This is a genomic window from Vibrio sp. 2-1-2a (genome assembly GCF_032648565.1).
Taxonomy (GTDB): domain Bacteria; phylum Pseudomonadota; class Gammaproteobacteria; order Enterobacterales; family Vibrionaceae; genus Vibrio; species Vibrio diabolicus.
The window spans coordinates 606,441-628,605 of sequence record NZ_WBOH01000001.1 but is presented as its reverse complement, the minus strand read 5'-3'; the positions used below and the strand labels follow the sequence as shown (position 1 = coordinate 628,605).

General features: G+C 45.2%; 20 protein-coding genes. 15 read left to right on the top strand and 5 right to left on the bottom strand.

What is annotated here, in order from left to right; genetic code table 11:
* Positions 1–49: 49 nt before the first annotated feature.
* The 7 genes from tig (at position 50) to F7Y48_RS02885 (ending at position 8,956) form a co-directional block, all read left to right on the top strand.
* The gene (gene tig / locus F7Y48_RS02915) at positions 50–1,357 is read left to right on the top strand and encodes a trigger factor (protein ID WP_005390526.1); all 1,308 of its coding nucleotides are present in this window, start codon (positions 50–52) and stop codon (positions 1,355–1,357) included.
* A 105-nt stretch (positions 1,358–1,462) separates the two neighbouring features.
* A complete protein-coding gene (gene clpP / locus F7Y48_RS02910) occupies positions 1,463–2,089 on the top strand; it encodes an ATP-dependent Clp endopeptidase proteolytic subunit ClpP (protein WP_005382347.1) in 627 nt (208 codons plus the stop codon).
* 70 nt (positions 2,090–2,159) lie between these two features.
* A complete protein-coding gene (gene clpX, locus F7Y48_RS02905) occupies positions 2,160–3,440 on the top strand; it encodes an ATP-dependent protease ATP-binding subunit ClpX (RefSeq protein ID WP_005390528.1) in 1,281 nt (426 codons plus the stop codon).
* A 129-nt stretch (positions 3,441–3,569) separates the two neighbouring features.
* Positions 3,570–5,921 carry an endopeptidase La gene (gene lon / locus F7Y48_RS02900; RefSeq protein ID WP_005390529.1) on the top strand — a complete coding sequence of 784 codons (2,352 nt, stop codon included), beginning with the start codon at positions 3,570–3,572 and terminating at the stop codon, positions 5,919–5,921.
* Between the two features lie 191 nt (positions 5,922–6,112).
* Positions 6,113–6,385 (top strand): HU family DNA-binding protein, encoded by a 273-nt coding sequence (locus tag F7Y48_RS02895; RefSeq protein WP_005382341.1) that lies wholly within the window; start codon positions 6,113–6,115, stop codon positions 6,383–6,385.
* A 201-nt stretch (positions 6,386–6,586) separates the two neighbouring features.
* On the top strand, positions 6,587–8,446 hold the full coding sequence (gene ppiD / locus F7Y48_RS02890) for a peptidylprolyl isomerase (RefSeq protein WP_012842021.1): 1,860 nt from the start codon (positions 6,587–6,589) through the stop codon (positions 8,444–8,446).
* A gap of 225 nt (positions 8,447–8,671) precedes the next feature.
* Positions 8,672–8,956, top strand: a complete 285-nt coding sequence (locus tag F7Y48_RS02885; protein WP_031780151.1) for a ComEA family DNA-binding protein — start codon at positions 8,672–8,674, stop codon at positions 8,954–8,956.
* Positions 8,957–9,054: 98 nt separating this feature from the next.
* On the opposite strand, the gene rrtA is transcribed toward F7Y48_RS02885, so the two are convergent.
* Positions 9,055–9,606, bottom strand: coding sequence for a rhombosortase (rrtA, locus tag F7Y48_RS02880; protein WP_005390532.1), 552 nt, complete (start codon positions 9,604–9,606; stop codon positions 9,055–9,057).
* Positions 9,607–9,609: 3 nt separating this feature from the next.
* Between rrtA and F7Y48_RS02875 the strand changes: the two genes are divergently transcribed.
* Complete coding sequence (locus tag F7Y48_RS02875; protein WP_047009479.1) at positions 9,610–10,224, top strand: tRNA-uridine aminocarboxypropyltransferase; 615 nt, start codon at positions 9,610–9,612, stop codon at positions 10,222–10,224.
* 6 nt (positions 10,225–10,230) lie between these two features.
* On the opposite strand, the gene F7Y48_RS02870 is transcribed toward F7Y48_RS02875, so the two are convergent.
* The 3 genes from F7Y48_RS02870 to F7Y48_RS02860 all read right to left on the bottom strand — a co-directional run bounded on the left by F7Y48_RS02870 (position 10,231) and on the right by F7Y48_RS02860 (position 13,458).
* Positions 10,231–11,553, bottom strand: coding sequence for an anti-phage deoxyguanosine triphosphatase (locus tag F7Y48_RS02870; protein ID WP_145474304.1), 1,323 nt, complete (start codon positions 11,551–11,553; stop codon positions 10,231–10,233).
* Positions 11,554–11,568: 15 nt separating this feature from the next.
* Positions 11,569–12,153: a 5'-deoxynucleotidase gene (gene yfbR, locus F7Y48_RS02865; protein WP_062730721.1), complete on the bottom strand. Its 585-nt coding sequence runs from the start codon at positions 12,151–12,153 to the stop codon at positions 11,569–11,571.
* A gap of 90 nt (positions 12,154–12,243) precedes the next feature.
* On the bottom strand, positions 12,244–13,458 hold the full coding sequence (locus F7Y48_RS02860) for a pyridoxal phosphate-dependent aminotransferase (protein WP_005390543.1): 1,215 nt from the start codon (positions 13,456–13,458) through the stop codon (positions 12,244–12,246).
* 217 nt (positions 13,459–13,675) lie between these two features.
* Between F7Y48_RS02860 and F7Y48_RS02855 the strand changes: the two genes are divergently transcribed.
* The 7 genes from F7Y48_RS02855 (at position 13,676) to F7Y48_RS02825 (ending at position 21,188) form a co-directional block, all read left to right on the top strand.
* Positions 13,676–14,983: an isochorismate synthase MenF gene (locus F7Y48_RS02855; RefSeq protein WP_006743248.1), complete on the top strand. Its 1,308-nt coding sequence runs from the start codon at positions 13,676–13,678 to the stop codon at positions 14,981–14,983.
* Positions 14,980–16,698 (top strand): 2-succinyl-5-enolpyruvyl-6-hydroxy-3-cyclohexene-1-carboxylic-acid synthase, encoded by a 1,719-nt coding sequence (gene menD / locus F7Y48_RS02850; protein ID WP_258508172.1) that lies wholly within the window; start codon positions 14,980–14,982, stop codon positions 16,696–16,698. The genes F7Y48_RS02855 and menD overlap by 4 nt, the downstream gene beginning before the upstream one ends.
* Positions 16,685–17,512, top strand: coding sequence for a 2-succinyl-6-hydroxy-2,4-cyclohexadiene-1-carboxylate synthase (gene menH / locus F7Y48_RS02845; protein WP_316680727.1), 828 nt, complete (start codon positions 16,685–16,687; stop codon positions 17,510–17,512). Before menD ends, menH begins: the two co-directional genes overlap by 14 nt.
* Positions 17,505–18,371 carry a 1,4-dihydroxy-2-naphthoyl-CoA synthase gene (gene menB, locus F7Y48_RS02840; RefSeq protein WP_139059564.1) on the top strand — a complete coding sequence of 289 codons (867 nt, stop codon included), beginning with the start codon at positions 17,505–17,507 and terminating at the stop codon, positions 18,369–18,371. Before menH ends, menB begins: the two co-directional genes overlap by 8 nt.
* Positions 18,372–18,497: 126 nt before the next feature.
* The gene (gene menC, locus F7Y48_RS02835) at positions 18,498–19,487 is read left to right on the top strand and encodes an o-succinylbenzoate synthase (RefSeq protein WP_258508167.1); all 990 of its coding nucleotides are present in this window, start codon (positions 18,498–18,500) and stop codon (positions 19,485–19,487) included.
* Positions 19,472–20,899 (top strand): o-succinylbenzoate--CoA ligase, encoded by a 1,428-nt coding sequence (gene menE / locus F7Y48_RS02830; protein ID WP_258508166.1) that lies wholly within the window; start codon positions 19,472–19,474, stop codon positions 20,897–20,899. The genes menC and menE overlap by 16 nt, the downstream gene beginning before the upstream one ends.
* Before the next feature lie 100 nt (positions 20,900–20,999).
* Positions 21,000–21,188, top strand: coding sequence for a hypothetical protein (locus tag F7Y48_RS02825; protein ID WP_005390556.1), 189 nt, complete (start codon positions 21,000–21,002; stop codon positions 21,186–21,188).
* Here the strand turns inward: F7Y48_RS02825 and F7Y48_RS02820 are convergent.
* On the bottom strand, positions 21,178–22,113 hold the full coding sequence (locus tag F7Y48_RS02820; RefSeq protein WP_104974325.1) for a YeiH family protein: 936 nt from the start codon (positions 22,111–22,113) through the stop codon (positions 21,178–21,180). The genes F7Y48_RS02825 and F7Y48_RS02820 overlap by 11 nt on opposite strands.
* Positions 22,114–22,165 lie beyond the last annotated feature (52 nt).

Here is a 22,165-nt window from a genome sequence, read left to right as displayed (position 1 = left end):
TTTCGCTCATACGCTCGGAAAACCGAGCCACTTTAGAGGTTTATATATAATGCAAGTTACTGTTGAAACGCTAGAGGGCCTAGAGCGCCGTCTAAACATTACTGTTCCAGCTGCAAACATCGAAGACGCTGTAACAGCTGAACTACGCAACATCGCTAAAAACCGTCGTTTCGATGGTTTCCGTAAGGGTAAAGTGCCTCTAAAAATGGTTGCTAAGATGTACGGCAAAGCAGTACGTCAAGACGTTCTTGGTGAAGTTATGCAACGCCACTTCATCGAAGCTATCGTTAAAGAGAAAATCAACCCAGCTGGCGCTCCAACTTTCGCTCCTGTAGAAAACAAAGAAGGTTCAGACCTAGTTTTCACTGCAACTTTTGAAGTTTACCCAGAAGTTGAGCTTAAAGGCCTAGAAAACATCACTGTTGAAAAACCGCTAACTGAAGTTAAAGACGCAGACGTAGAAGAGATGATCGATACTCTACGTAAGCAACAAGCTACTTGGGTTGAAGTTGAAGAAGCAGCAGAAGATGGCAAACGCGTAAGCATTGACTTCGTTGGTTCTATCGACGGTGAAGAATTCGAAGGCGGTAAAGCTGAGAACTTCCCACTAGAAATGGGCGCTGGTCGCATGATTCCTGGTTTCGAAGACGGTATCGCAGGTAAAACTGCTGGTATGGAATTCGACATCGACGTGACTTTCCCAGAAGATTACCACGCTGAAAACCTAAAAGGTAAAGCAGCTAAGTTCGCAATCAAAGTGAACAAAGTTGAAGCTCGTGAACTACCAGAACTAAACGACGAGTTCGTTGCTAAGTTCGGTGTTGTTGAAGGCGGTGTTGAAGCACTTAAAGCTGAAGTTCGTAAAAACATGGAACGCGAGCTTAAGCAAGCTGTTAAGAACCGCATCAAAGAGCAAGCGATTGACGGTCTAGTTGAGCAAAACGACATCAACGTACCATCAGCGCTTATCGAGCAAGAAATCCAAGTTCTACGTCAACAAGCTGCACAACGCTTCGGTGGTAACCCAGAAGCTGCTGCTCAGCTTCCACGTGAGCTGTTCGAAGAGCAAGCTAAACGTCGCGTAGTAGTTGGTCTTCTACTAGGTGAAGTAATCAAGTCTGAAGAGCTAAAAGCGGACGACGAGAAAGTTAAAGCTCTGATTGAAGAAATGGCTACTGCATACGAAGATCCATCAGAAGTTATTGCTTACTACGAGCAAAACGAAGAAATGATGAACAACATGCGCAATGTAGCTCTAGAAGAGCAAGCAATCGACGCGATCATCGCTAAAGCACAGGTTTCTGAGAAAGAAGTAGGCTTCAACGAGCTACTTAACCAACAACAACCTGCTGCTTAATAAGCAATATCTTGCGTAGAAGGTTGACTTAACGTTAACTATTCTGCTAACAATGGTCCGTATGATAGTCATCATCCGGGCCATTTATTTTAGGGACATAAGAATATGAGCTACCAAGAAAAAAATGCAATGTCGCCAATTATGGACGCGCTAGTACCAATGGTGGTTGAACAAACTTCCCGCGGCGAACGCTCTTACGACATCTACTCACGTCTGCTGAAAGAGCGCGTGATTTTTTTAACGGGTCAAGTGGAAGACCACATGGCAAACCTTGTCGTGGCTCAGCTACTTTTCCTAGAATCTGAAAATCCAGATAAAGATATTTTCCTATACATCAACTCGCCAGGCGGTAGCGTAACAGCTGGTATGTCTATCTACGATACCATGCAGTTTATTAAGCCAAATGTTAGCACTGTATGTATGGGTCAAGCATGTTCAATGGGTGCCTTCCTGTTAGCGGGTGGTGCGCCAGGTAAGCGTTACGTACTGCCTAACTCTCGTGTAATGATCCACCAACCATTGGGTGGTTTCCAGGGTCAAGCTTCTGATATCCAAATCCATGCTCAGGAAATTCTGACCATTAAGCAGAAGCTAAACAAGTTGTTAGCAGAACATACTGGCCAACCTCTTGAAGTCATTGAGCGCGATACTGATCGTGATAACTTCATGTCATCAGAGCAGGCTGTGGAATACGGTATCGTGGATGCAGTGTTAAGCCACCGCGGCGAGTAATTAGCCAGCGCATTTTGGCAAAAATTGATATACACTCATTCATGAAGAGTAAAGGCTAAGAGGTTAGCGAATGACAGATAAAAGCAAAGAAAGTGGCAGCGGTAAATTGCTGTACTGTTCTTTCTGCGGCAAAAGTCAGCACGAAGTTCGCAAGCTAATCGCAGGTCCGTCAGTGTACATTTGCGACGAGTGTGTCGACTTATGTAACGATATTATTCGCGAAGAAATCAAGGATGTTCTCCCTAAGAAAGAATCTGAAGCGTTACCAACGCCAAAACAGATCCGTGAACACCTTGATGACTATGTGATCGGGCAAGATTACGCGAAAAAAGTGCTCGCAGTTGCGGTATATAACCACTACAAGCGTTTACGCAATGGTGATACAACGAGTGAAGGTGTGGAGCTTGGTAAAAGTAACATCCTTCTAATTGGCCCAACAGGTAGCGGTAAAACACTACTTGCTGAGACATTAGCTCGATTCTTGGATGTGCCATTTACAATGGCAGACGCAACCACACTAACCGAGGCTGGTTATGTGGGTGAAGACGTTGAAAACATCATCCAAAAGCTTCTGCAAAAATGTGATTACGATGTAGCTAAAGCTGAACGCGGCATCGTTTACATTGATGAAATTGATAAAATTTCACGCAAAGCTGAAAACCCATCTATTACGCGTGACGTATCTGGTGAAGGTGTTCAGCAGGCGCTACTAAAACTTATCGAAGGCACGGTTGCATCGGTTCCACCTCAAGGTGGTCGTAAGCACCCTCAGCAAGAATTCCTACAAGTGGACACGTCGAAGATCCTGTTCATCTGTGGTGGTGCATTTGCTGGCCTAGATAAGGTGATTGAGCAGCGTGTTGCAACAGGTACAGGTATTGGCTTCGGTGCTGAAGTTCGTTCTAAAAACGAATCTAAGACCGTGGGTGAGCTATTTACTCAGGTTGAGCCTGAGGATTTAGTGAAGTACGGACTCATTCCAGAATTCATTGGTCGTCTTCCTGTGACAACAACACTGACTGAGCTTGATGAAGAAGCGTTGATTCAGATCCTATGTGAACCGAAGAACGCATTAACCAAGCAATACGCAGCATTGTTTGAGCTTGAAAACGCCGAACTTGAGTTCCGAGAAGATGCGCTGCGTGCTATCGCTAAGAAAGCAATGGAGCGTAAAACAGGTGCTCGTGGTTTACGCTCGATTCTTGAAGGCGTATTACTGGAAACCATGTACGAACTGCCATCTGCGACAGACGTAAGTAAGGTCGTGATTGATGAGTCCGTCATCAATGGTGAGTCAGAGCCATTGCTTATTTATAGCAACTCAGACAATCAGGCCGCTGGAGCAGAATAAATTCAGCCGTAATGAAAAAGGAGGTAAGTAATTACCTCCTTTTTTTATTTCTCTTATTGAATCCAAACAATTAGCCCCCATATAAATCGATAAGTAATACGTAAACGTGAAAGCGGAAGAGAGAATTATATGAACTTGGAACGTTCCGAGCGTATCGAGATCCCGGTACTACCTCTACGTGACGTAGTGGTCTACCCGCACATGGTTATTCCATTGTTTGTTGGTCGTGAGAAATCGATTAGCTGTTTAGAAACGGCGATGGAAACCAACAAACAAGTTCTTCTTGTGGCACAAAAGCAAGCTGATACTGACGAGCCTACGGTTGACGACCTATTTGAAGTAGGTACGGTAGCCACCATTCTCCAGCTACTGAAGCTTCCGGATGGCACAGTAAAAGTACTGGTTGAAGGCCAGCAACGTGCGAAAATTAATCACTTTAAAGAGAGTGACTTCTTCCTAGCGGAAGCGGAATTTGTGGTTACGCCAGAATTGGATGAGCGTGAGCAAGAAGTGATTGTTCGCAGTGCGATTAATCAGTTTGAAGGCTTCATTAAGCTAAACAAGAAGATTCCACCAGAAGTTCTAACCTCACTCAACGGCATCGACGAAGCAGCACGCTTAGCGGATACCATTGCAGCTCATATGCCGTTGAAGCTGGTGGATAAGCAGCAAGTACTTGAAATTGTTGATGTCACTGAGCGTCTGGAATTCCTAATGGGTCAGATGGAATCAGAGATCGACTTGCTGCAAGTTGAAAAACGCATTCGTGGTCGCGTTAAAAAGCAAATGGAAAAATCTCAGCGTGAGTACTATCTGAATGAGCAAATGAAAGCGATTCAGAAAGAACTTGGTGAGATGGAAGACGCACCAGACGAGTTCGAAACGCTGCAGAAGAAGATTGACGAATCAAAAATGCCTCAAGAGGCACGTGAAAAGACTGAGCAAGAGCTTCAAAAGCTTAAGATGATGTCTCCAATGTCTGCCGAAGCAACAGTGGTTCGTAGCTACATCGATTGGATGGTCAGCGTGCCTTGGGCTAAACGCTCAAAAGTTAAGAAAAATTTAGCGAAAGCAGAAGAGATTCTTAATGAAGACCACTACGGTCTAGAGCGCGTAAAAGAGCGTATTCTTGAATACTTGGCGGTTCAAAACCGAATCAATAAGTTAAAAGGTCCAATCCTTTGTCTTGTTGGTCCTCCAGGTGTGGGTAAAACGTCTCTTGGTCGTTCAATTGCTTCCGCTACAGGTCGTAAGTACGTTCGTATGGCGCTGGGTGGTGTACGTGATGAAGCAGAAATCCGCGGTCACCGCCGTACTTACATTGGCTCATTGCCAGGTAAATTAATCCAGAAGATGTCGAAAGTTGGCGTGAAGAACCCATTGTTCTTATTGGACGAAATCGACAAAATGTCTTCAGATATGCGCGGCGATCCGGCATCAGCGCTATTAGAAGTACTTGATCCTGAACAGAATAACTCGTTCAACGATCACTACTTAGAAGTGGATTACGACCTTTCTGACGTTATGTTCGTTGCAACCTCGAACTCAATGAACATTCCAGGTCCATTGTTAGACCGTATGGAAGTTATTCGTTTATCTGGTTACACCGAAGACGAGAAGCTGAACATTGCAAAACGTCACCTTGTTGATAAGCAAGTTAAGCGCAATGGTCTAAAACCGGATGAGATCATCATTGAAGACTCTGCAATTATTGGCATCATCCGTTATTACACTCGTGAAGCGGGTGTACGTAACTTAGAACGTGAGATCTCTAAGATCTGCCGTAAAGCCGTGAAGAACATCTTGCTGGATAAAGACATCAAGTCAGTCACGGTAACGATGGACAACCTAAAAGAGTACTTGGGTGTTCAACGTTTCGATTACGGTAAAGCGGATGAAAGTAACCGAATTGGTCAAGTGACAGGTCTTGCTTGGACAGAAGTGGGTGGCGACCTGCTAACGATTGAAACTCAATCCATGCCAGGTAAAGGTAAGCTGACGCAAACGGGCTCTCTTGGTGACGTGATGCAAGAGTCTATCCAAGCCGCAATGACAGTAGTTCGCTCTCGTGCAGAAAAACTGGGTATCAATACTGACTTCTACGAGAAGAAAGATATTCACGTGCACGTACCTGAAGGCGCGACGCCAAAAGATGGCCCAAGTGCGGGTACTGCAATGTGTACTGCCTTGGTTTCTGCTCTGACAGGTAATCCTGTGAAAGCAGAGGTAGCGATGACGGGTGAAATCACACTGCGTGGTGAAGTCCTACCTATCGGTGGCCTAAAAGAGAAGTTACTTGCGGCACACCGTGGCGGCATTAAGACTGTGCTAATTCCAAAAGACAACGAGCGTGATTTGGAAGAGATTCCTGATAATGTTATCGCTGATCTGGAAGTCATCCCTGTACAGTGGATTGATGAAGTACTGAAAGTCGCACTAGAGCGAGACCCGACGGGCGTTGAGTTTGAGTCTCAAAAATAGTGATGTGCAGCAAAAATAAGTAAAAGTTTACGCTGATAAGTCTAAAAAGGCTTGTCAGCGTTTTTTTTGGGCGCTAAGTTAGTTTCGATAGCTGCCAGCCCTTGACGAATAAGGGATGGAGCATATTTTCTTAACAATGGAACGAAAGTCATCACAAAAATAATCACAGATGACACAAAGGGGAAATTACAGTGAATAAAACTCAGTTAGTAGAACAAATCGCAGAAAATGCGGACATTTCTAAAGCGTCAGCGGGTCGTGCTCTAGATGCATTCATCGAAGCAGTAAGCGGCACTCTTCAGTCTGGTGATCAAGTTGCTCTAGTTGGCTTTGGTACATTCAGCGTTCGTACTCGTGCTGCACGTACTGGTCGTAACCCAAAAACTGGTGAAGAAATCCAAATCGCAGAAGCAAAAGTACCAGCTTTTAAAGCTGGTAAAGCACTGAAAGACGCTTGTAACTAATCACAGCGTTAATTCTGTAACCGGCCATTTGCTTAACTTTTGCTCAAACAATAAGTTTCGAACAAAAATTTACAAACTTCGAGCCGAACTTTCTTAAATTATGCGCATCATACTGATGCGCATTTCTTTTTCTGATATTATTGCGCCATTATTTCTATTAGATAGAAGCAGTAGGCTTCAATTGTGGAGAGCAGTTAAATTATGATGGATCGACTACGCGAAGGCGTGAATAGCATCGCGGTCAAAATTATCCTTGGGCTTATCATCCTGTCTTTCGTATTTGCAGGTGTGGGTAGCTACATCGTTAGTGGTAACAACAACTCTGCAGCGAAAGTCGGTAACACTGAGATTCCTCGTGGTGAGTTCGAGATGGCATACCAAAATGAGCGTAACCGTATGCAAGCTCAGTTGGGTGACTACTTCTCTCAAATGCTGGCTGACCCTGCATATGTTGAATCTTTCCGCAAATCCGTTTTAGATCGAATGATCAATGACGTGTTGCTTGACCAACAAGCAGAAGCTTTAGGTCTGCGAATCAGCGACACCCAAGTTCGCAGCATGATTCTAGACATGCCTCAATTCCAATCTAATGGTCAGTTCGATCAAGAGATCTATCAAGCTTCTCTGCGTCGTGCAGGCTTTTCGCCAGACTCTTTTGCTGAGTACATGCGTCGTGAATTGGTTCGTGAACAACTGCTGAATGCACTACAAAACAGTGAATTTATTCTGCCAGGTGAAGTACAGGCAGAAGGTAAGCTGTTTACTCAAACTCGTGATATTCGCACGATTAAAATCGACTTAGCAGAGTTTGCGAAAAACATTGAATTGACTGACGAAGAAATTCAACAGTACTACAAAGCAAACCCTGACAACTTTACTCGCCCAGAGCAGGTTAAAGTCGCTTATATCGAACTGTCTGCTGAAGCGCTAAAGGAGCAAGTTAATGTTTCTGATGCCGAGGTGAAAAAGTACTACGATGAGCACTTAAACAAATACTCTTCAGAAGAGCAGCGTCGTGTAGCTCATATTCTTGTAGAAGGGGACGATGAAGCAAAAGCGCAGGCTATCCTAGATGAGCTAAATGCGGGAGCAGATTTTGCGACGCTTGCTCAAGAGAAATCTGACGATTTTGGCAGTGCTGAAAACGGCGGTGATTTAGGTTGGATTGAGCGTGATGTGATGGACCCTGCTTTTGAAGAAGCGGCATTTGCGTTGAAGAATCCAGGCGATACGTCAGGTCTAGTAAAGTCGGACTTTGGTTACCATATAATCAAGCTTGAAGAGCTAAAAGACTCTGTGGCAAAGCCATTTGAAGAAGTTGCCGCTGAAATCAAACAAGAAATGGTTGACCAACAAGCAGTTGATCAATTCTACGAGCTACAAAGCGAGCTTGAGCGCGTAGCGTTTGAATACCCAGACTCATTGTATGACGCTTCTCAAGCAGTTAACCAAGAAGTGAAGACAACGGACTTTATTTCTCAAGTTGACGCACCTGAAGTGCTTCGTAACCCTGCGGTAATGCAAGCTATCCTTAGCCCAGAAGTAAAAGAAGATGGCTTAAACTCTGAAGCTATCGAAGTTGCACCTGAACATATTATTGTTGTTCGTGTTGAAGACGCACGTGATGAGACGGTTCTTCCACTAGAAGAAGTGAAAGATCAGGTTATTGCAGAGCTATCTCGCGTTAAGGGTGAGCAAGATGCGATGGAACTTGGTACACAGGTTGTTGCTGCATTGAAAGAAGGTAAGACAGATGTGCTTACTGAAAACAACCTTGCATTTGGTGAACAAGAGACAGTAGATCGCCGTTCTCCGTTGGCAACAACGGTATTCGCGATGGCAAAACCAGTCGATGGTAAGCCAGTATATGGTCAGTCTAAAGATCTTGAAGGTAACATTGTTATCATCGAGCTTGATGCTGTAAATGCTGAGCTAGATAGTGATTTAGAAGAGCAAGTTGCGATGCAAATGCAGCGAGCATCTTCTCAGCAAGACCTATCATCTGTGCTAGCTGTACTGCGCGCAAACACTGACATTGAGTACTTTATTGTGAGCAACTAAGCACAATTAGTGTAATTTGCATGTTAACTAAAACGGACCGCATAAGCGGTCCGTTTTATTTTTGTCTTTATTAACTTCAATCATCAATAAGCATTACTTAAATTAGTGCGCGTTTAAGTGATACCAGTCATTGCGAATATCGGGTCATCTAGGTTTGTTAACTGGATAGTGACTTGCTACTGGTGACTGGTTTTAGCCCACTATTTTGGAGATTGTATGTTCAATATGAAATGGATTTTGACATTGTGCTTATTTGTTTTTGCGCCTTTTAGCATGGCTGCGGATTCAGCCACTGACAAATATGAAGGAATTGAAATTACCGTAAATATCAACACGGCCTCTGCTGAAGAAATAGCGACCATGTTGAAAGGTATTGGTGAGAAGAAAGCGCAGAGTATCGTAGACTACCGCGAGGAGCATGGCCCTTTTAAAACGGCAGCAGATTTGAAGAGCGTAAAAGGCATTGGTGAAGCGACAGTCAAGAAAAACGAAGACCGCATTTTACTGTAGCTTGATGTATTGCAGATATTGAGCCTGAATTCAGAACAATATCTGTTTCCCTATTACTGCTTTCCCGAACCAACCCCTCTTTCGTGGTTCGGGATTTTTTAACCGAATAAACGACGGCGAAAGCCTTTTTCCATTAGAGCCATTGTTAACCCACCGAGTGCGCCAAATAAATGAGCATCAATAGCAACGTTTGCGCCGATAAGCGCAGCAGTGCTGCTTGATGGACCATAGATCTGCTCCCATGCTACTTTGGCAATAAGCCCGCCGACCAACAACAAGCTGCTTCTTCTGCTTTCAAAGACTTCTCTGAGTGCCCAGAATCCAAATAGTCCGTGTAGTACGCCAGATAATCCCACGTACACCGACATGTTGGTAAACAAATTCATTGCGCCAACAAATGCGCACAAGAGTGAGAAAACGATAAGGAAGTTGCGAGTGCTTGGACGAAAAATAAAAGTAATGATCCACAATCCTGCCAGGTTCATCCCTAAGTGCGCAAAGTTGGTATGTGTGAGATTTCCTGTTACGATTCGCCACCATTCGCCATGTCGTATATTGTAGCTGTGCCACTCGGTTAGGCTTGCCATTGGTTCGAATTGAAGTATCAAACAGATCACGCTGATAATACTCAGCAAGGTATAAAGGTTCACTCTATGTCTCGTTATTGTTCTCGTTGTGGAAAATCGCAAAAAGCGTGTATTTGCCAATGGATTGTACCGTTGGCAAGCGAGGTAGAACTTATCATTCTTCAGCACACGAGTGAAGAACATCGTCCGCTTGGTACGGCACGGATTCTCAATTTGAGTTTAGATAACTGTATTTGTCTGATAGGAGAGGACTTTTCTGGTGATGATGTCTTAAATCACTTGTTGGCGGATGAATCATATCAACATTTTGTTCTTTACCCATCGGAACAGTCACGATGCATCTCTGAAATCAATCAAGTGAGCCGTAGTGTATCTAAGAAAATACGTTTGGTTTTGCTCGATGGGACGTGGAAAAAAGCGTACAAAATGTGGCAGCTTTCTAGCAATTTACATCCACTCCCAACCGTGCAATTACCGAAGCAATTGCAAGGGCATTACACCATTCGTAAGGCGCCCTCTGAGAATAGCTTATCGACAGTCGAGGCGGGTTATCATTCGCTTCGTTTGCTTGAACCCGAGAGAGACTTTACACCGCTTATGCATGCCTTTGAAAAGATGATCGAATTCCAAATCGCCCAGATGCCGCCGGGCGTATTTGAAAAGAATTACTTGAAAGGTTGAGTGTGACTAAAGAACGATGGAAGAGAATAGCTGACGGTGAAGCTTTTGCGCGTGTCCATCGGTCATAGCAGAAATGTAATCGGCGATGACTCTCATCTTATTGCTCTCGCTTTTCGCTTGGCACCACAGTTCTTTTGTATGAACAGGCAGCAAGCGCTCTGGGTCCGCTGTTAACGCTTCAAAAATGTCCATAATAATTTGCTGACCCTTATATTCAACGATCTGGACCTGCGGGACTTGGATAACGAAGGTGCTGACAAAGTGCTTGAGTACGTCAAGTGCACGTGCCATGTGTGGCTCTAAACACGCATTCCAAGACAGTAATGGATTACTGAAAGACTCATCCACCGCCTTAATTGAAATGCTGGTCAGCAGGGCGTTAACCATACCACCGATGGCATCTTTCCGCTCATGATGCTTACCGCTAAATAGCATCTGTCCGATGGAATCGATATGTGCTTCAAACCACGGGTCGCCACAGTCCGCTAATTGACTTGCTGCGCCTTCTTGCCATTGCTGACGTGTCACCATACCAAGTACGATTGCATCTTCTAAATCATGAACGCCGTAGGCGATATCGTCCGCTAGCTCCATGATTGAGCAATCGAGTGATTTAAAGCGCGTTTTACTGTGCTCAAACTCCGATTCTGGTTTTGAGCGCATTAGGCTAAGCAATGCCTTGTCGTTGTCAGAAAGCGGTGCAATTACCCAATCAAATAAGTCTTTATCACAATCATAAATGCCCTTAGCTGGGCTCCAATCTTTGGCTTTTAGTTTACGTTGATGCTCAGCTGGTTGAGGCAACTTGACGGAGCGTGTTTGACTAATGAGGGCGGGGTACTTAATCAAACCAAGCAGTGTGCGGCGTGATAAATTCATTCCGAAATGCTCAGTATAAGGCTCTAACTTAGTGACGATACGAAAGGTTTGGGCGTTCCCCTCGAAACCGCCATGTTCGCGCATTACGTAGTTTAGAGCGACTTCTCCTCCATGACCGTATGGAGGATGCCCGATGTCGTGCGCCAAACATAATGAATCAATTAAGCTGTCTGATGGTAATAGATCACGGAACTCTGGTTGTTTTTTCTTTAACTGGGCGACGATACCGGTCCCGAGTTGCGACGCTTCTAAGGAGTGTGTTAACCGGCTGCGGTGAAAGTCTTCCAAGCTATTTCCGTGCACTTGGGTTTTTGCTTGTAAGCGTCGAAATGCAGCCGAGTGAAGAATGCGCGCTCGGTCTCTTTGGTACGGGCTCCGATGGTCGTCTCGACGGATTTTATGCTCATCATCATGGCGCTCTTGCCATTGCGGGTGTAATTCAAACGACACGATTATCTCCGTAAGCTAACTGATTTCATCTAACGATAATTCGAAACTTGGGGCAAAGGTATTGAGAAAGTAATCCATTTCAGGCGTTTTGCGTTCTTGCAAAGTGACGTCTAAGCGTTTTTTTGCCAGAGCGAACTCATGATTGCCTGCGCTTAGTTCTTCGAGACATTTTAAATAGGCACAGATGGAATCGGCTTGCTTAACGATTTTTGCGTCCTCTTCGTGTGCAGAGTGAGAAAGAAGATAGGGAGCAAAGTCATCTTGGAACTCTTCCGGTAACATTGAGAGTAATTTTTGCTCCGCTGCCGATTCTATCTTCTTATATTCTTTGGCAATTTCAGGGTTGTAATACTTCACTGGAGTCGGAAGATCACCCGTTAATACTTCACTGGAGTCATGGTACATGGCAAGAATAGCGATGCGTTCTGGGTTAAGGTTGCCGCCGAACTTTTTGTTTTTAATTAGGGCAAGGGCATGAGCGACAAAAGCAACTTGTAAGCTATGCTCTGAAACGTTTTCTGGTGAGACGGACCGCATTAAAGGCCAGCGTTGGATCAGCTTCATTCGAGCCAGGTGGGCGAAAAAATGGCTTTCTTTCATGGCTTTCTCCGTTTCTGGTGTAAAAAAGGAACTCACTAGGAGTTCCTCTAAGCATATGAGAGATCAGCACTAATTACTACCAGTGATTCATTACTGGCTGTAGGTTGATAGGAATCGCTCAAAACGTCCAATGGCGATTTCTAGATCTTCAACGTGTGGCAGTGTCACGATGCGGAAATGGTCTGGTTTTGGCCAGTTGAAACCGGAACCTTGCACCAGTAAGACCTTCTCTTGTTTTAAGAAATCTAAAACCATCTGCTGATCGTTCTTGATGTTGTACATTTTTGTGTCGATTTTCGGGAAGAGGTACATCGCACCCTTAGGTTTGACACAAGAAACACCAGGAATCTGATTGATCAGTTCATACGCTCGGTTGCGCTGCTCTAATAAGCGTCCGCCAGGTAAAATCAGTTCATTAATACTTTGGTATCCACCTAACGCGGTTTGAATCGCATGTTGCATTGGTACGTTTGCACATAAACGCATCGATGAAAGCAGCTCCAAGCCATTCACGTACCCTTGAGCCAGATGTTTAGGCCCCGTTAGGAACATCCAGCCACCACGGAAACCACAAACACGGTAGGCTTTTGAAAGGCCATTGAATGTCATGACTAGCACGTCTTCAGTGAGTGTTGCGACTGAGGTATGTGTTGCACCGTCGTACAACACTTTGTCGTAGATCTCATCTGCGAAAATGATCAGTTTGTGCTGGCGCGCGATTTCAATCACTTCAAGTAGGAAGTCACGGCTGTATACCGCACCTGTCGGGTTGTTTGGGTTGATCAGAACAATGCCACGTGTCTTTGGTGTGATTTTCTTTTTGATGTCTTCAAGATCTGGGTACCAGTCTGCACCTTCATCACATAGGTAATGAACCGGCTTACCGCCTGATAGTGCAACTGAAGCTGTCCACAACGGGTAATCAGGTGCTGGGATTAGCATTTCGTCGCCATTATTTAACAGCGCTTGCATGGCCATCACGATCAGCTCAGACACGCCGTTACCCACATACACATCTTCGACATCTAGCGAGCGGATACCTTTACGTTGATAGTGTTGGACCACGGCTTTACGAGCAGAGTAAATGCCTTTGGAATCACAATAGCCTTGAGAAGTCGGCAGATTACGAATCACGTCGACTAAAATCTCATCAGGGGCGTCAAAACCAAATGGGGCAGGGTTACCAATGTTTAGCTTTAGGATTTTATGCCCTTCTTCCTCCATGCGCTTAGCATGTTTGAGTACAGGACCCCTAATGTCGTAGCAGACATTATCGAGTTTTGACGACATCCCGATATTTTGCATTGTATAATTCCTAAAAGTTCGTTAATTTCTTTATTAAAATACAATAATTTGTTTTTTATTAGAATATATATCTGTAAATTATCTGTTTGCTGGTTAAGTTTTGCTCGTTTGCTATCACAGGATTTTGCAAAAGATCGCATACGACCTTGATTTGCTTTGGGTCTAAACTTAGAGTAGCCGTCAGTTACCATTTATCCTCACATACTACGAGGTTGATTTGTCACAGTTCCATCAAGCCGTAAAGAGAATTATCGAGCGAGTTCAGCAAGCGGAAGGCAATCAAACACGTCTGGTCGAGCCCCTGAGCGAGAAACCTAATTTCTCATTTATTGATTGGCTTGATGCACAACCACTTTTCCCTAAATTCTACTGGCAGTCCCGCGATACTCGTGAAGAGGTCGTTGCACTAGGGCAATTACACGCTTTTGTTGAGCCAGGCCCTGCTTATACCATTCTAGGTGAAGGGCAACGAGTCTGGGGCGGACGCTCTTTTGACGGCCAGCATGAGAAGAATCGTCGCTGTATGCCTTCTTTCTTCTTTTTGCCTCAAATTGAGTTAATTCGTTTTGACCAACAATGGTCTCTCGCAGTTAATATTTCAGAAGACAAAGCGCGAACCCTAGCAGGACTGCATAAACTGGTTTGTGAGGTCGCGACCTTAGCTCCGATTTCTTCTCACATCCGCTCTATTGTTCATACGCCAAGTCAGCCTCAATGGAATGAGTTAGTTCATAAAGTTCTGACTGGTATAAAGAATGATGATTTTAAGAAAGTGGTATTGGCGCGTCGCTCTACCGTGCAGCTTGATAACACATTAAGTGCTGCACAGTTGCTGAAAGCGAGTTACTTAAATAACCATCATAGTTTCCATTTCATGCTGAGCTTAGACAGCAAACACAGCTTTATGGGTTCTACGCCAGAACGTTTGTATTCTCGCGTAGGGCACGAACTTCATACCGAAGCGTTAGCAGGCACGATTGGTCGAGGGGACAACGCCACTCACGATATGGAGTTGGCGAATTGGTTATCCCAAGATGAAAAGAACCTCAATGAAAACCAATATGTAGTTGATGACATTATTGATCGCCTATCACCGCATTCCGAAGCGGTTGAAGTGGAGGCCGAGGCTAGTTTGGTTAGGCTACGAAAAGTGCAACACCTCAAGCGAAATATTCACGCGAGCCTAAAGACGGGCATAAACGGTGTTCAGTTGTTATCGGCGCTTCAGCCAACGGCGGCGGTTGCTGGGTTACCTCGACAAGAATCCATGCAGTTTATTCTTGATAATGAGCCCTTTGCACGCGGCTGGTACGCGGGGTCAATGGGGTACATAAGCCATGAACGAGCAGAGTTTTGTGTCGCGATCAGAAGTGCGCTTGTGCTCGGTGACCAAGTACAACTGTTTGCGGGCGCAGGTATTGTGCCAGGCTCTGTAGCAGAGCATGAGTGGGCGGAACTTGATAAGAAAATGTCGACGTTACTTACGCTGATTTCTGATCACCCTCCGTTGGGAGTCGCATCATGAATCATGACCAAGCGGTGCTCAATCGAATTTGGTCAGAAACCATATTGATTGAGCTTCAGCGATTTGGCGTTAAGCATGTTTGTATCGCTCCTGGCTCTCGTTCTACTCCTTTAACTTTGGAGGCGGCAGAACAGTCCAATTTTTCTATTCATACTCACTTTGATGAGCGTGGTCTCGGCTTTATGGCTCTTGGTTTAGCGAAAGCTACCCAGGAGCCAGTGGCAATCATCGTTACTTCTGGTACGGCAGTGGCGAATTTATTACCAGCCGTTGCGGAGGCTAGGCTTACTGGTGAAAAGCTGGTGCTGCTCACTGCGGATCGTCCGGTGGAGCTCGTTGGCTGTGGCGCAAACCAAGCGATTAACCAGTTGGGTATTTTTTCACATCATGTCTCGGCCAGCTTGAATTTACCAAGCCCAACTTTAACAACATCGCTTAATTGGTTGCTGACCTCTGTTGACGAAGTGATGTTTACTCAGCAACTGCAAGGCAGTGCTGTTCATATTAACTGTGCATTTCCAGAGCCTTTGTATTCCAGCGGCGCAAAAGCGGATTATCACACCTACTTAGACTCGGTAGCCGGATGGCGAAAAGGAAGTGGTAGTTATACCCAGCGTTTTAGCCACTTGTCACAGGCGAAAATCCCGTCTTGTGCGGATAAAAAAGGCTTGGTTGTGATTGGCAGCTTACCGCTTGAACAAGCGAAGTCGGCGCAGGAATTTGCACAAAAGATGGGATGGCCGGTACTTGCAGACCCGCAAAGTGGTCTCAGTTCGGATTGGGCGCATTACGATGTATGGCTTCAACTTCCCGAGCTCGCAAACGAGCTTGAATCTTGTGAACTTATTATCCAATTTGGTAGCCGAATCATCTCCAAACGTTTGAACCAGTGGATTGATAAACAAGTTTCGCAGAGTCAACAAGATAAAGACGTTCAATACTGGTATATCTCGCCGCGTATGGACCGTAATAACCAAAATCATCTGGCGCAAATGCACTGGGTTGAGCTTCCTCAAACTTGGATTTCTCGCATTAGCTTTGAGAAGCCAATATTTGCTGGGTGGGCTGGTAGGTTAGCGAATGGAGTTAAGCGAGTTCATCAACGTATCGAAGAAGCTTTCCTATCTGATTCAGCGTCTGCCATTGACGAAATTGCGTTGGCAGCAGACATCAACGAGCGCACTAAAAACGCTGATGTCTTTTTGGGTAACAGTTTGTTTGTTCGACTTGTCGATATGTACGGCAAACTTGATGATGTAGAAGTGTTCACTAACCGAGGCGCGTCAGGAATTGACGGTTTGTTTGCTACCGCATCAGGTGTGCAGCGAGCAAGAGGTAATCCGTTACTGATGTATATTGGTGACACATCAGCACTGTATGATCTCAATTCACTAGCGCTGTTTTCTCACAATAAATTGCCGACGGTACTTGTGGTCACAAACAATGATGGTGGCGCAATTTTCGATATGTTACCGGTGCCTCAGGAGCATCGCACTGCGTACTACCAAATGCCCCACGGTTATCAGTTTGAACATGCAGCCAAACAGTTTGGTTTAAAGTATGAGAAGCCAACTACGTTAGAAATGTATCAAGCAATGGTGGCCGAGCACCTGTCGAGCGGTCAAGGCACACTGCTGGTGGAAGTTCAAACCCCACCAAGTCAAGCCGCAGAGTTGATAAAGGCATTTAATAAGAGCCAGCATGCTTCACTCTGAGCGTCTCTCTTCAACTGAAAAACACCAAAGTGGTGATCTTCCCACTCTGGTGTTTTTGCATGGCTTTTTAGGAAGTGGTGCTGATTGGCAAGCTTGTTTGGATGAGCTGACTCGGTTTGAACGAATTGTTATAGACCTTCCTGGTCATGGTCGTAGCCAGTTTACAAAGTGCAACGATCTCGATGATTGCTGCAAACTTCTTAATTCCACACTATCTTTATTATTTCCTCCGCAACAACCACTTATTTTGATTGGTTACTCGATGGGCGGCCGTATTGCGATGCATGGTATTGCCAATCAATGCTTCTCAGATCTCAATATTGTGGGCGCAATTGTTGAAGGGGGAAACTTCGGGCTTCAAACTGGGTCAGAGAAACAGGTGAGATTGGAGAATGATGCTCGCTGGGCAAAGCGTTTCAAAACAGAACCACTTGAACGTGTTTTGAACGATTGGTATCAGCAAGCGGTGTTTTCTTCACTAAACCATGAGCAAAGACAAACATTAATTGCGAAGCGAAGTGATAATCTTGGCTCGGCGGTCGCGAGCATGCTGATGGCAACATCGTTAGCCAAGCAGGCGTATTTGTTGCCCACACTGAAAAAGCAGAATATACCGATGTATTACTTGTGTGGCGCGAAAGACCAAAAATTTAGCCAACTGGCACAACGTAGCGGGTTGGCGTATCGACAAGTTGAAGGCGCAGGACATAACGTTCATCAAGAGCAGCCCCAACAATTTGCGATGCATATTAAGCAAATAATTCAATCTCACTTTGGTGAGAGTAACGAGAACAATGGGAATCACCATGGCTAAAACAGTAGGCATTTCTGAAGAAGAACTTTACGCTCCGGTTCAATGGAAAGATTGCGGCGAGAAATACGAGGATATTCACTACCATAAATCTGAAGATGGTATCGCGAAAATTACCATTGCACGCCCACAAGTGCGTAATGCATTCCGCCCTCAAACGGTAAAAGAGATGATTGATGCGTTAGCAGATGCGCGTTACGACTCTGGTGTTGGCGTGATCATTCTGACAGGTCTAGGTGAAGACGCATTCTGTTCTGGCGGCGACCAGAAGATTCGTGGCGACTACGGCGGCTATAAAGATGAGCAAGGTACACACCACCTAAACGTATTGGACTTCCAACGCGATATTCGAACTTGTCCAAAACCTGTGATCGCATCAGTTGCCGGCTGGGCTGTTGGCGGCGGTCATGTACTGCACATGATGTGTGACCTAACAATTGCAGCGGACAACGCACAGTTTGGTCAAACGGGCCCTAAAGTAGGTTCATTTGATGGTGGTTGGGGCGCGTCTTACATGGCTCGTATCGTAGGCCAGAAGAAAGCTCGCGAAATCTGGTTCCTATGTCGTTTCTATAACGCGCAAGAAGCGTTAGACATGGGCTTGGTCAACACGGTTGTGCCGCTAGAAGAGCTAGAGAAAGAAACTGTTCGTTGGTGTCGTGAAGTTCTTCAGCATAGTCCAATGGCGCTACGCTGCCTGAAAGCTGCATTGAATGCGGACTGTGATGGTCAAGCAGGTCTTCAAGAGCTTGCGGGTAACGCAACGATGATGTTCTACATGACCGATGAAGGCCAAGAAGGTCGTAACGCATTCAACGAGAAACGTCGCCCAGACTTCGACAAATTCCCTCGTAACCCATAATCCGTATAAAAAGAGGAGTGTTTTAGCTCCTCTGTTCCATTTTTCCTGAGCGCCTCGCCCTCTGGGAGGCTGGTGGGATTGCTCGCCAGAACGCTCAAATATACGGCATTACATAGGACTCGAATTATGCGTGAAGCGAAAATTTATCGTTATATCTTGCCCATGGATAGTGGTGTCATCCTGCGAGACAATAAGCTAACTGAACGTGTTGGTTATGTTGTTGCGCTTTCTGAAGGTGACCAAATAGGGCTTGGAGAAGTCGCTCCTCTTCCTGGTTTTAGTTTAGAGAGCACTGAAGATGCTGGTATTCAGCTACAGGAACAAGCGGAGCGTTGGGTTGCTGGATTGGATGTGGATTACGCCAACATGTATCCATCGGTCGCGTTTGGTTTATCGATGGCACAGTTAGAGTTAGCTGGTGGCTTACCCCAACAAGGTAAGTATCAAACAGCGCCGCTGTGTACTGGTGACCCAGACGAGCTCATTCCAAAGCTGAACGAAATGGAAGGCGAGAAAGTCGCGAAAGTAAAAGTCGGGCTTTATGAGCCAATTCGCGATGGCATGCTTGTGAACCTTTTTCTTGAATCTATCCCTCAATTAACGCTTCGACTTGATGCAAACCGCGCTTGGACACCAGAAAAAGCGCAGCAGTTTGCTAAATACATTACTCCGTCTCTGCGTCAGCGCATTACCTTTTTGGAAGAGCCGTGCCGCTCTCCTGGCGATAGTCTCTCTTTTGCTATCAATACTGGTATTGCGATTGCTTGGGATGAAACGTTGCAAGATGCGGTTCGTCGAGAGGATTTCCGTCTTGAAGATCTAACTGGTGTGAAAACGATCATCATCAAACCCACACTCATTGGTTCGGTGGATTTTTGTATTACACTGATAGAGAAGGCGAAGTCACTGGGGATGAAAGCGGTTATTAGCTCGAGCATTGAATCCAGTCTCGGTTTAACGCAATTAGCGCGCTTTGCCCAATGGCAGCTGCCTGATGAAGTTCCAGGTTTGGATACGATTGGCCTATTCAAAGCTCAGTTAGAGCAAAGCTGGCCTAAGTGTGAACTTCCCGTTCTTCCTCTGAAAGATCAGGAGATTGTGTGGCATTCTGCATAGATAATGTTGCGAAGGCACCGTGGAAATATTGGGCTCAAACGAGCCCTTTTTCTATTGCGCTCAAGACACCAACAGAAACATTAAACTGGCAACAACTCTCAGTACGTATTGACCAATACGCTCACTATTTGAATGACTTGGGCGTAACGCGGGGAGATGTGCTGACTTTGGTAGGTAAAAACCAAGTCGAAACTCTGCTGTTTTATCTTGCTTCCAAGCAGTTAGGCGCACTTGCCGCGCTGACCATGGTACAACCACTCGATACGCTACAGAGTAAACTTGCGACCCTTTATAAACCTGAACAAACTCGGTTTATCTGGTTTGCTCAGGAGTGCGCTTCGACCTTTTCTGAACATGATATACAAAAACTCAAGGCAACATTGCTTTCACCGCCCTTAGTTTCACAACAAGAGCGTGATGCGGTGATTGAAGATGCCTATCACCATGACAGGCTCGCTTCAGTGGTATTTACCTCTGGCTCGACAGGGGAGCCTAAAGCTGTGGTTCATACACATCGACAACACCTTGCTTCAGCAGAAGGCTTGTTGCAAGAGTTCATTTTCACTCAGCAAGATTCTTGGCTATTGTCGCTTCCGCTTTATCACGTCTCTGGATTGGCGATTGTATATCGTTGGCTATATGTCGGAGCGACATTGAAAATCGGTACAGGAAAACTTATCAAAGATATTCAGGGCGTGTCACACGCATCTTTGGTTGCAACGCAGCTCAAACGGCTATTGGATGATGATGCTCACTTGTCATTGACGCATGTGCTATTGGGCGGCAGCCACGTTGCTCACGAGTTGGCGTTGCGAGCAACAGGACGAGGGATTGAGGCGTGGTTAGGTTATGGGATGACGGAAGCAGCCTCTACCGTTACCGCAAAGAGAATTGACAGTACCAGTAATGCTGGACACGTATTGAATCATCGTAAGATAAAGTTGGTTGACCAACGCATTTTTGTCGGTGGTAAAACATTAGCGGCAGGGTATTTTCATCAAGGTCATGTTACTCCGTTTCTGGATGAGAAAGGCTGGTTCGATAGCAAGGATCTCGGTGAGTGGCAAGGTGACGAGTTAAAGATCATCGGCCGTGCCGACAATCAATTTATCTCTGGTGGTGAGAACATTCATTGTGAAGAGATTGAGGCAGCATTGAACCAAATTGATGGCGTGGTGCAGAGCATAGTGGTTCCAGTCGAAGATGCGGAATTTGGTCATCGCCCTGTTGCTGTGATTCAGACCAATGATTTGCGCAGCAAAGCGGAATATGACCTGCATTTGCAATCCAAATTAGAAAAGTTTAAATGGCCAGTGGAATACCATTTAATGCCACAAGTGCTACTAGAAAGTGGGATCAAAGTTTCTCGGAAGGCAGTGAAGGAGTGGCTATTGCCATCAATTCAGCATTAGTCAATTTTGCTATGTATTAGTCAGAAAGGGAATTTCGTATCCTTATAACTCTGAATCATAATTATGCTTCTTCGAAGAGAGAAAAGGCATAAGGTTCAGGATGGTAAAGCTAGTATTAATTGCGGCGGTAGCACTACAAATTGGTATTGCAATAAGCAGTGAAGGGCTCGCCCGCTCTCTTGCAGAGTTGACGGCCTTTTTGATCGCTATCGCATTGGTTGTTACATACAAAAACAGCAAACTTGAGCCGTCGTCATCTCAACACGATGAGAAGACCACTAATATCTAAACAATAACCAACTTAGAGAAGTGGTTGAAATTAACACCCACAGAGTTACACCAAACAACAGTGGCTTAGCTCCAGCAGACCTCAGCTTCGAAATTGAAATACTGCAACCAATCAGGAACAGGCACACCACCAAAGCTTGTTTCGCTCCAACGAAAATACCGTGATAGACCATTTCAAATTGAGGGAAGAAGTCGCTAAACGCGATGGCTGCGCAGTACCAAAAAATGAAATAAGGAATAACTAACTTTTTCGTTCCATTCTCTTTCTGGTCTCTCGAAAAGATCACGGCACTGATCAGTGCGACAGGGATGATCCACAAAGCTCGTGCGAGTTTTAACGTTGTTGCTGTAGTTAGTGCTTCTTCACCGTAGGCTGAGGCTGCCCCAACAACAGAAGAAGTGTCATGAATAGCAATCGCGGCCCATGTACCAAATGTGTGTTGATCTAGCCCTAAAGCATGCCCAACCACAGGAAACACGAATAGTGCGATGGAGTTTAGGACGAATACCGTTGCCAGTGCTAATCCAATCTGTTCGTCTTTTGCTTTAATCGCTGGTGCCACCGCGGCAATTGCACTACCACCACAAATTGCTGTACCTGACGAGATTAAGTATGCGGTTACTCGCTCCAACTTAATTATTCTGGCAATGATAGTGCCTATGATCAGTGTGCCCGCAATCGTGGCAATAATCAGACCGATACCATCCGATGTAACGGAGAGTGCTTGCTCAAAGTTGATGCCAAAGCCTAAACCAATAATCGAGTAGGACAACAGCTTTTTAGTAAAAGAAGCAATGGGCAGTTCTGAAGGCACAAAACCAAAACTTGCGAGTAGAAAACCAATAACTAGGGCAATAGGAGAGGAGACAAAAGGGGTTAAGCAAAAGAGTAACGCCAATCCAAACAAGAGGTAGTTTCTATTCAAGGTTTTTATTCGCTGTTGTGAATGAAAGCGCGAGTATATCGCACTGAGTGTG

Excerpts from the sequence above, each read along its gene's own strand:
- tig (WP_005390526.1), top strand. The coding sequence starts at position 50 with ATGCAAGTTACTGTTGAAACGCTAGAGGGCCTAGAGCGCCGTCTAAAC.
- clpP (WP_005382347.1), top strand. The coding sequence starts at position 1,463 with ATGAGCTACCAAGAAAAAAATGCAATGTCGCCAATTATGGACGCGCTA.
- clpX (WP_005390528.1), top strand. The coding sequence starts at position 2,160 with ATGACAGATAAAAGCAAAGAAAGTGGCAGCGGTAAATTGCTGTACTGT.
- lon (WP_005390529.1), top strand. The coding sequence starts at position 3,570 with ATGAACTTGGAACGTTCCGAGCGTATCGAGATCCCGGTACTACCTCTA.
- ppiD (WP_012842021.1), top strand. The coding sequence starts at position 6,587 with ATGATGGATCGACTACGCGAAGGCGTGAATAGCATCGCGGTCAAAATT.
- F7Y48_RS02885 (WP_031780151.1), top strand. The coding sequence starts at position 8,672 with ATGAAATGGATTTTGACATTGTGCTTATTTGTTTTTGCGCCTTTTAGC.
- F7Y48_RS02875 (WP_047009479.1), top strand. The coding sequence starts at position 9,610 with ATGTCTCGTTATTGTTCTCGTTGTGGAAAATCGCAAAAAGCGTGTATT.
- yfbR (WP_062730721.1), bottom strand. The coding sequence starts at position 12,153 with ATGAAAGAAAGCCATTTTTTCGCCCACCTGGCTCGAATGAAGCTGATC.
- F7Y48_RS02860 (WP_005390543.1), bottom strand. The coding sequence starts at position 13,458 with ATGCAAAATATCGGGATGTCGTCAAAACTCGATAATGTCTGCTACGAC.
- menD (WP_258508172.1), top strand. The coding sequence starts at position 14,980 with ATGAATCATGACCAAGCGGTGCTCAATCGAATTTGGTCAGAAACCATA.
- menH (WP_316680727.1), top strand. The coding sequence starts at position 16,685 with ATGCTTCACTCTGAGCGTCTCTCTTCAACTGAAAAACACCAAAGTGGT.
- menB (WP_139059564.1), top strand. The coding sequence starts at position 17,505 with ATGGCTAAAACAGTAGGCATTTCTGAAGAAGAACTTTACGCTCCGGTT.
- menC (WP_258508167.1), top strand. The coding sequence starts at position 18,498 with ATGCGTGAAGCGAAAATTTATCGTTATATCTTGCCCATGGATAGTGGT.
- F7Y48_RS02825 (WP_005390556.1), top strand. The coding sequence starts at position 21,000 with ATGGTAAAGCTAGTATTAATTGCGGCGGTAGCACTACAAATTGGTATT.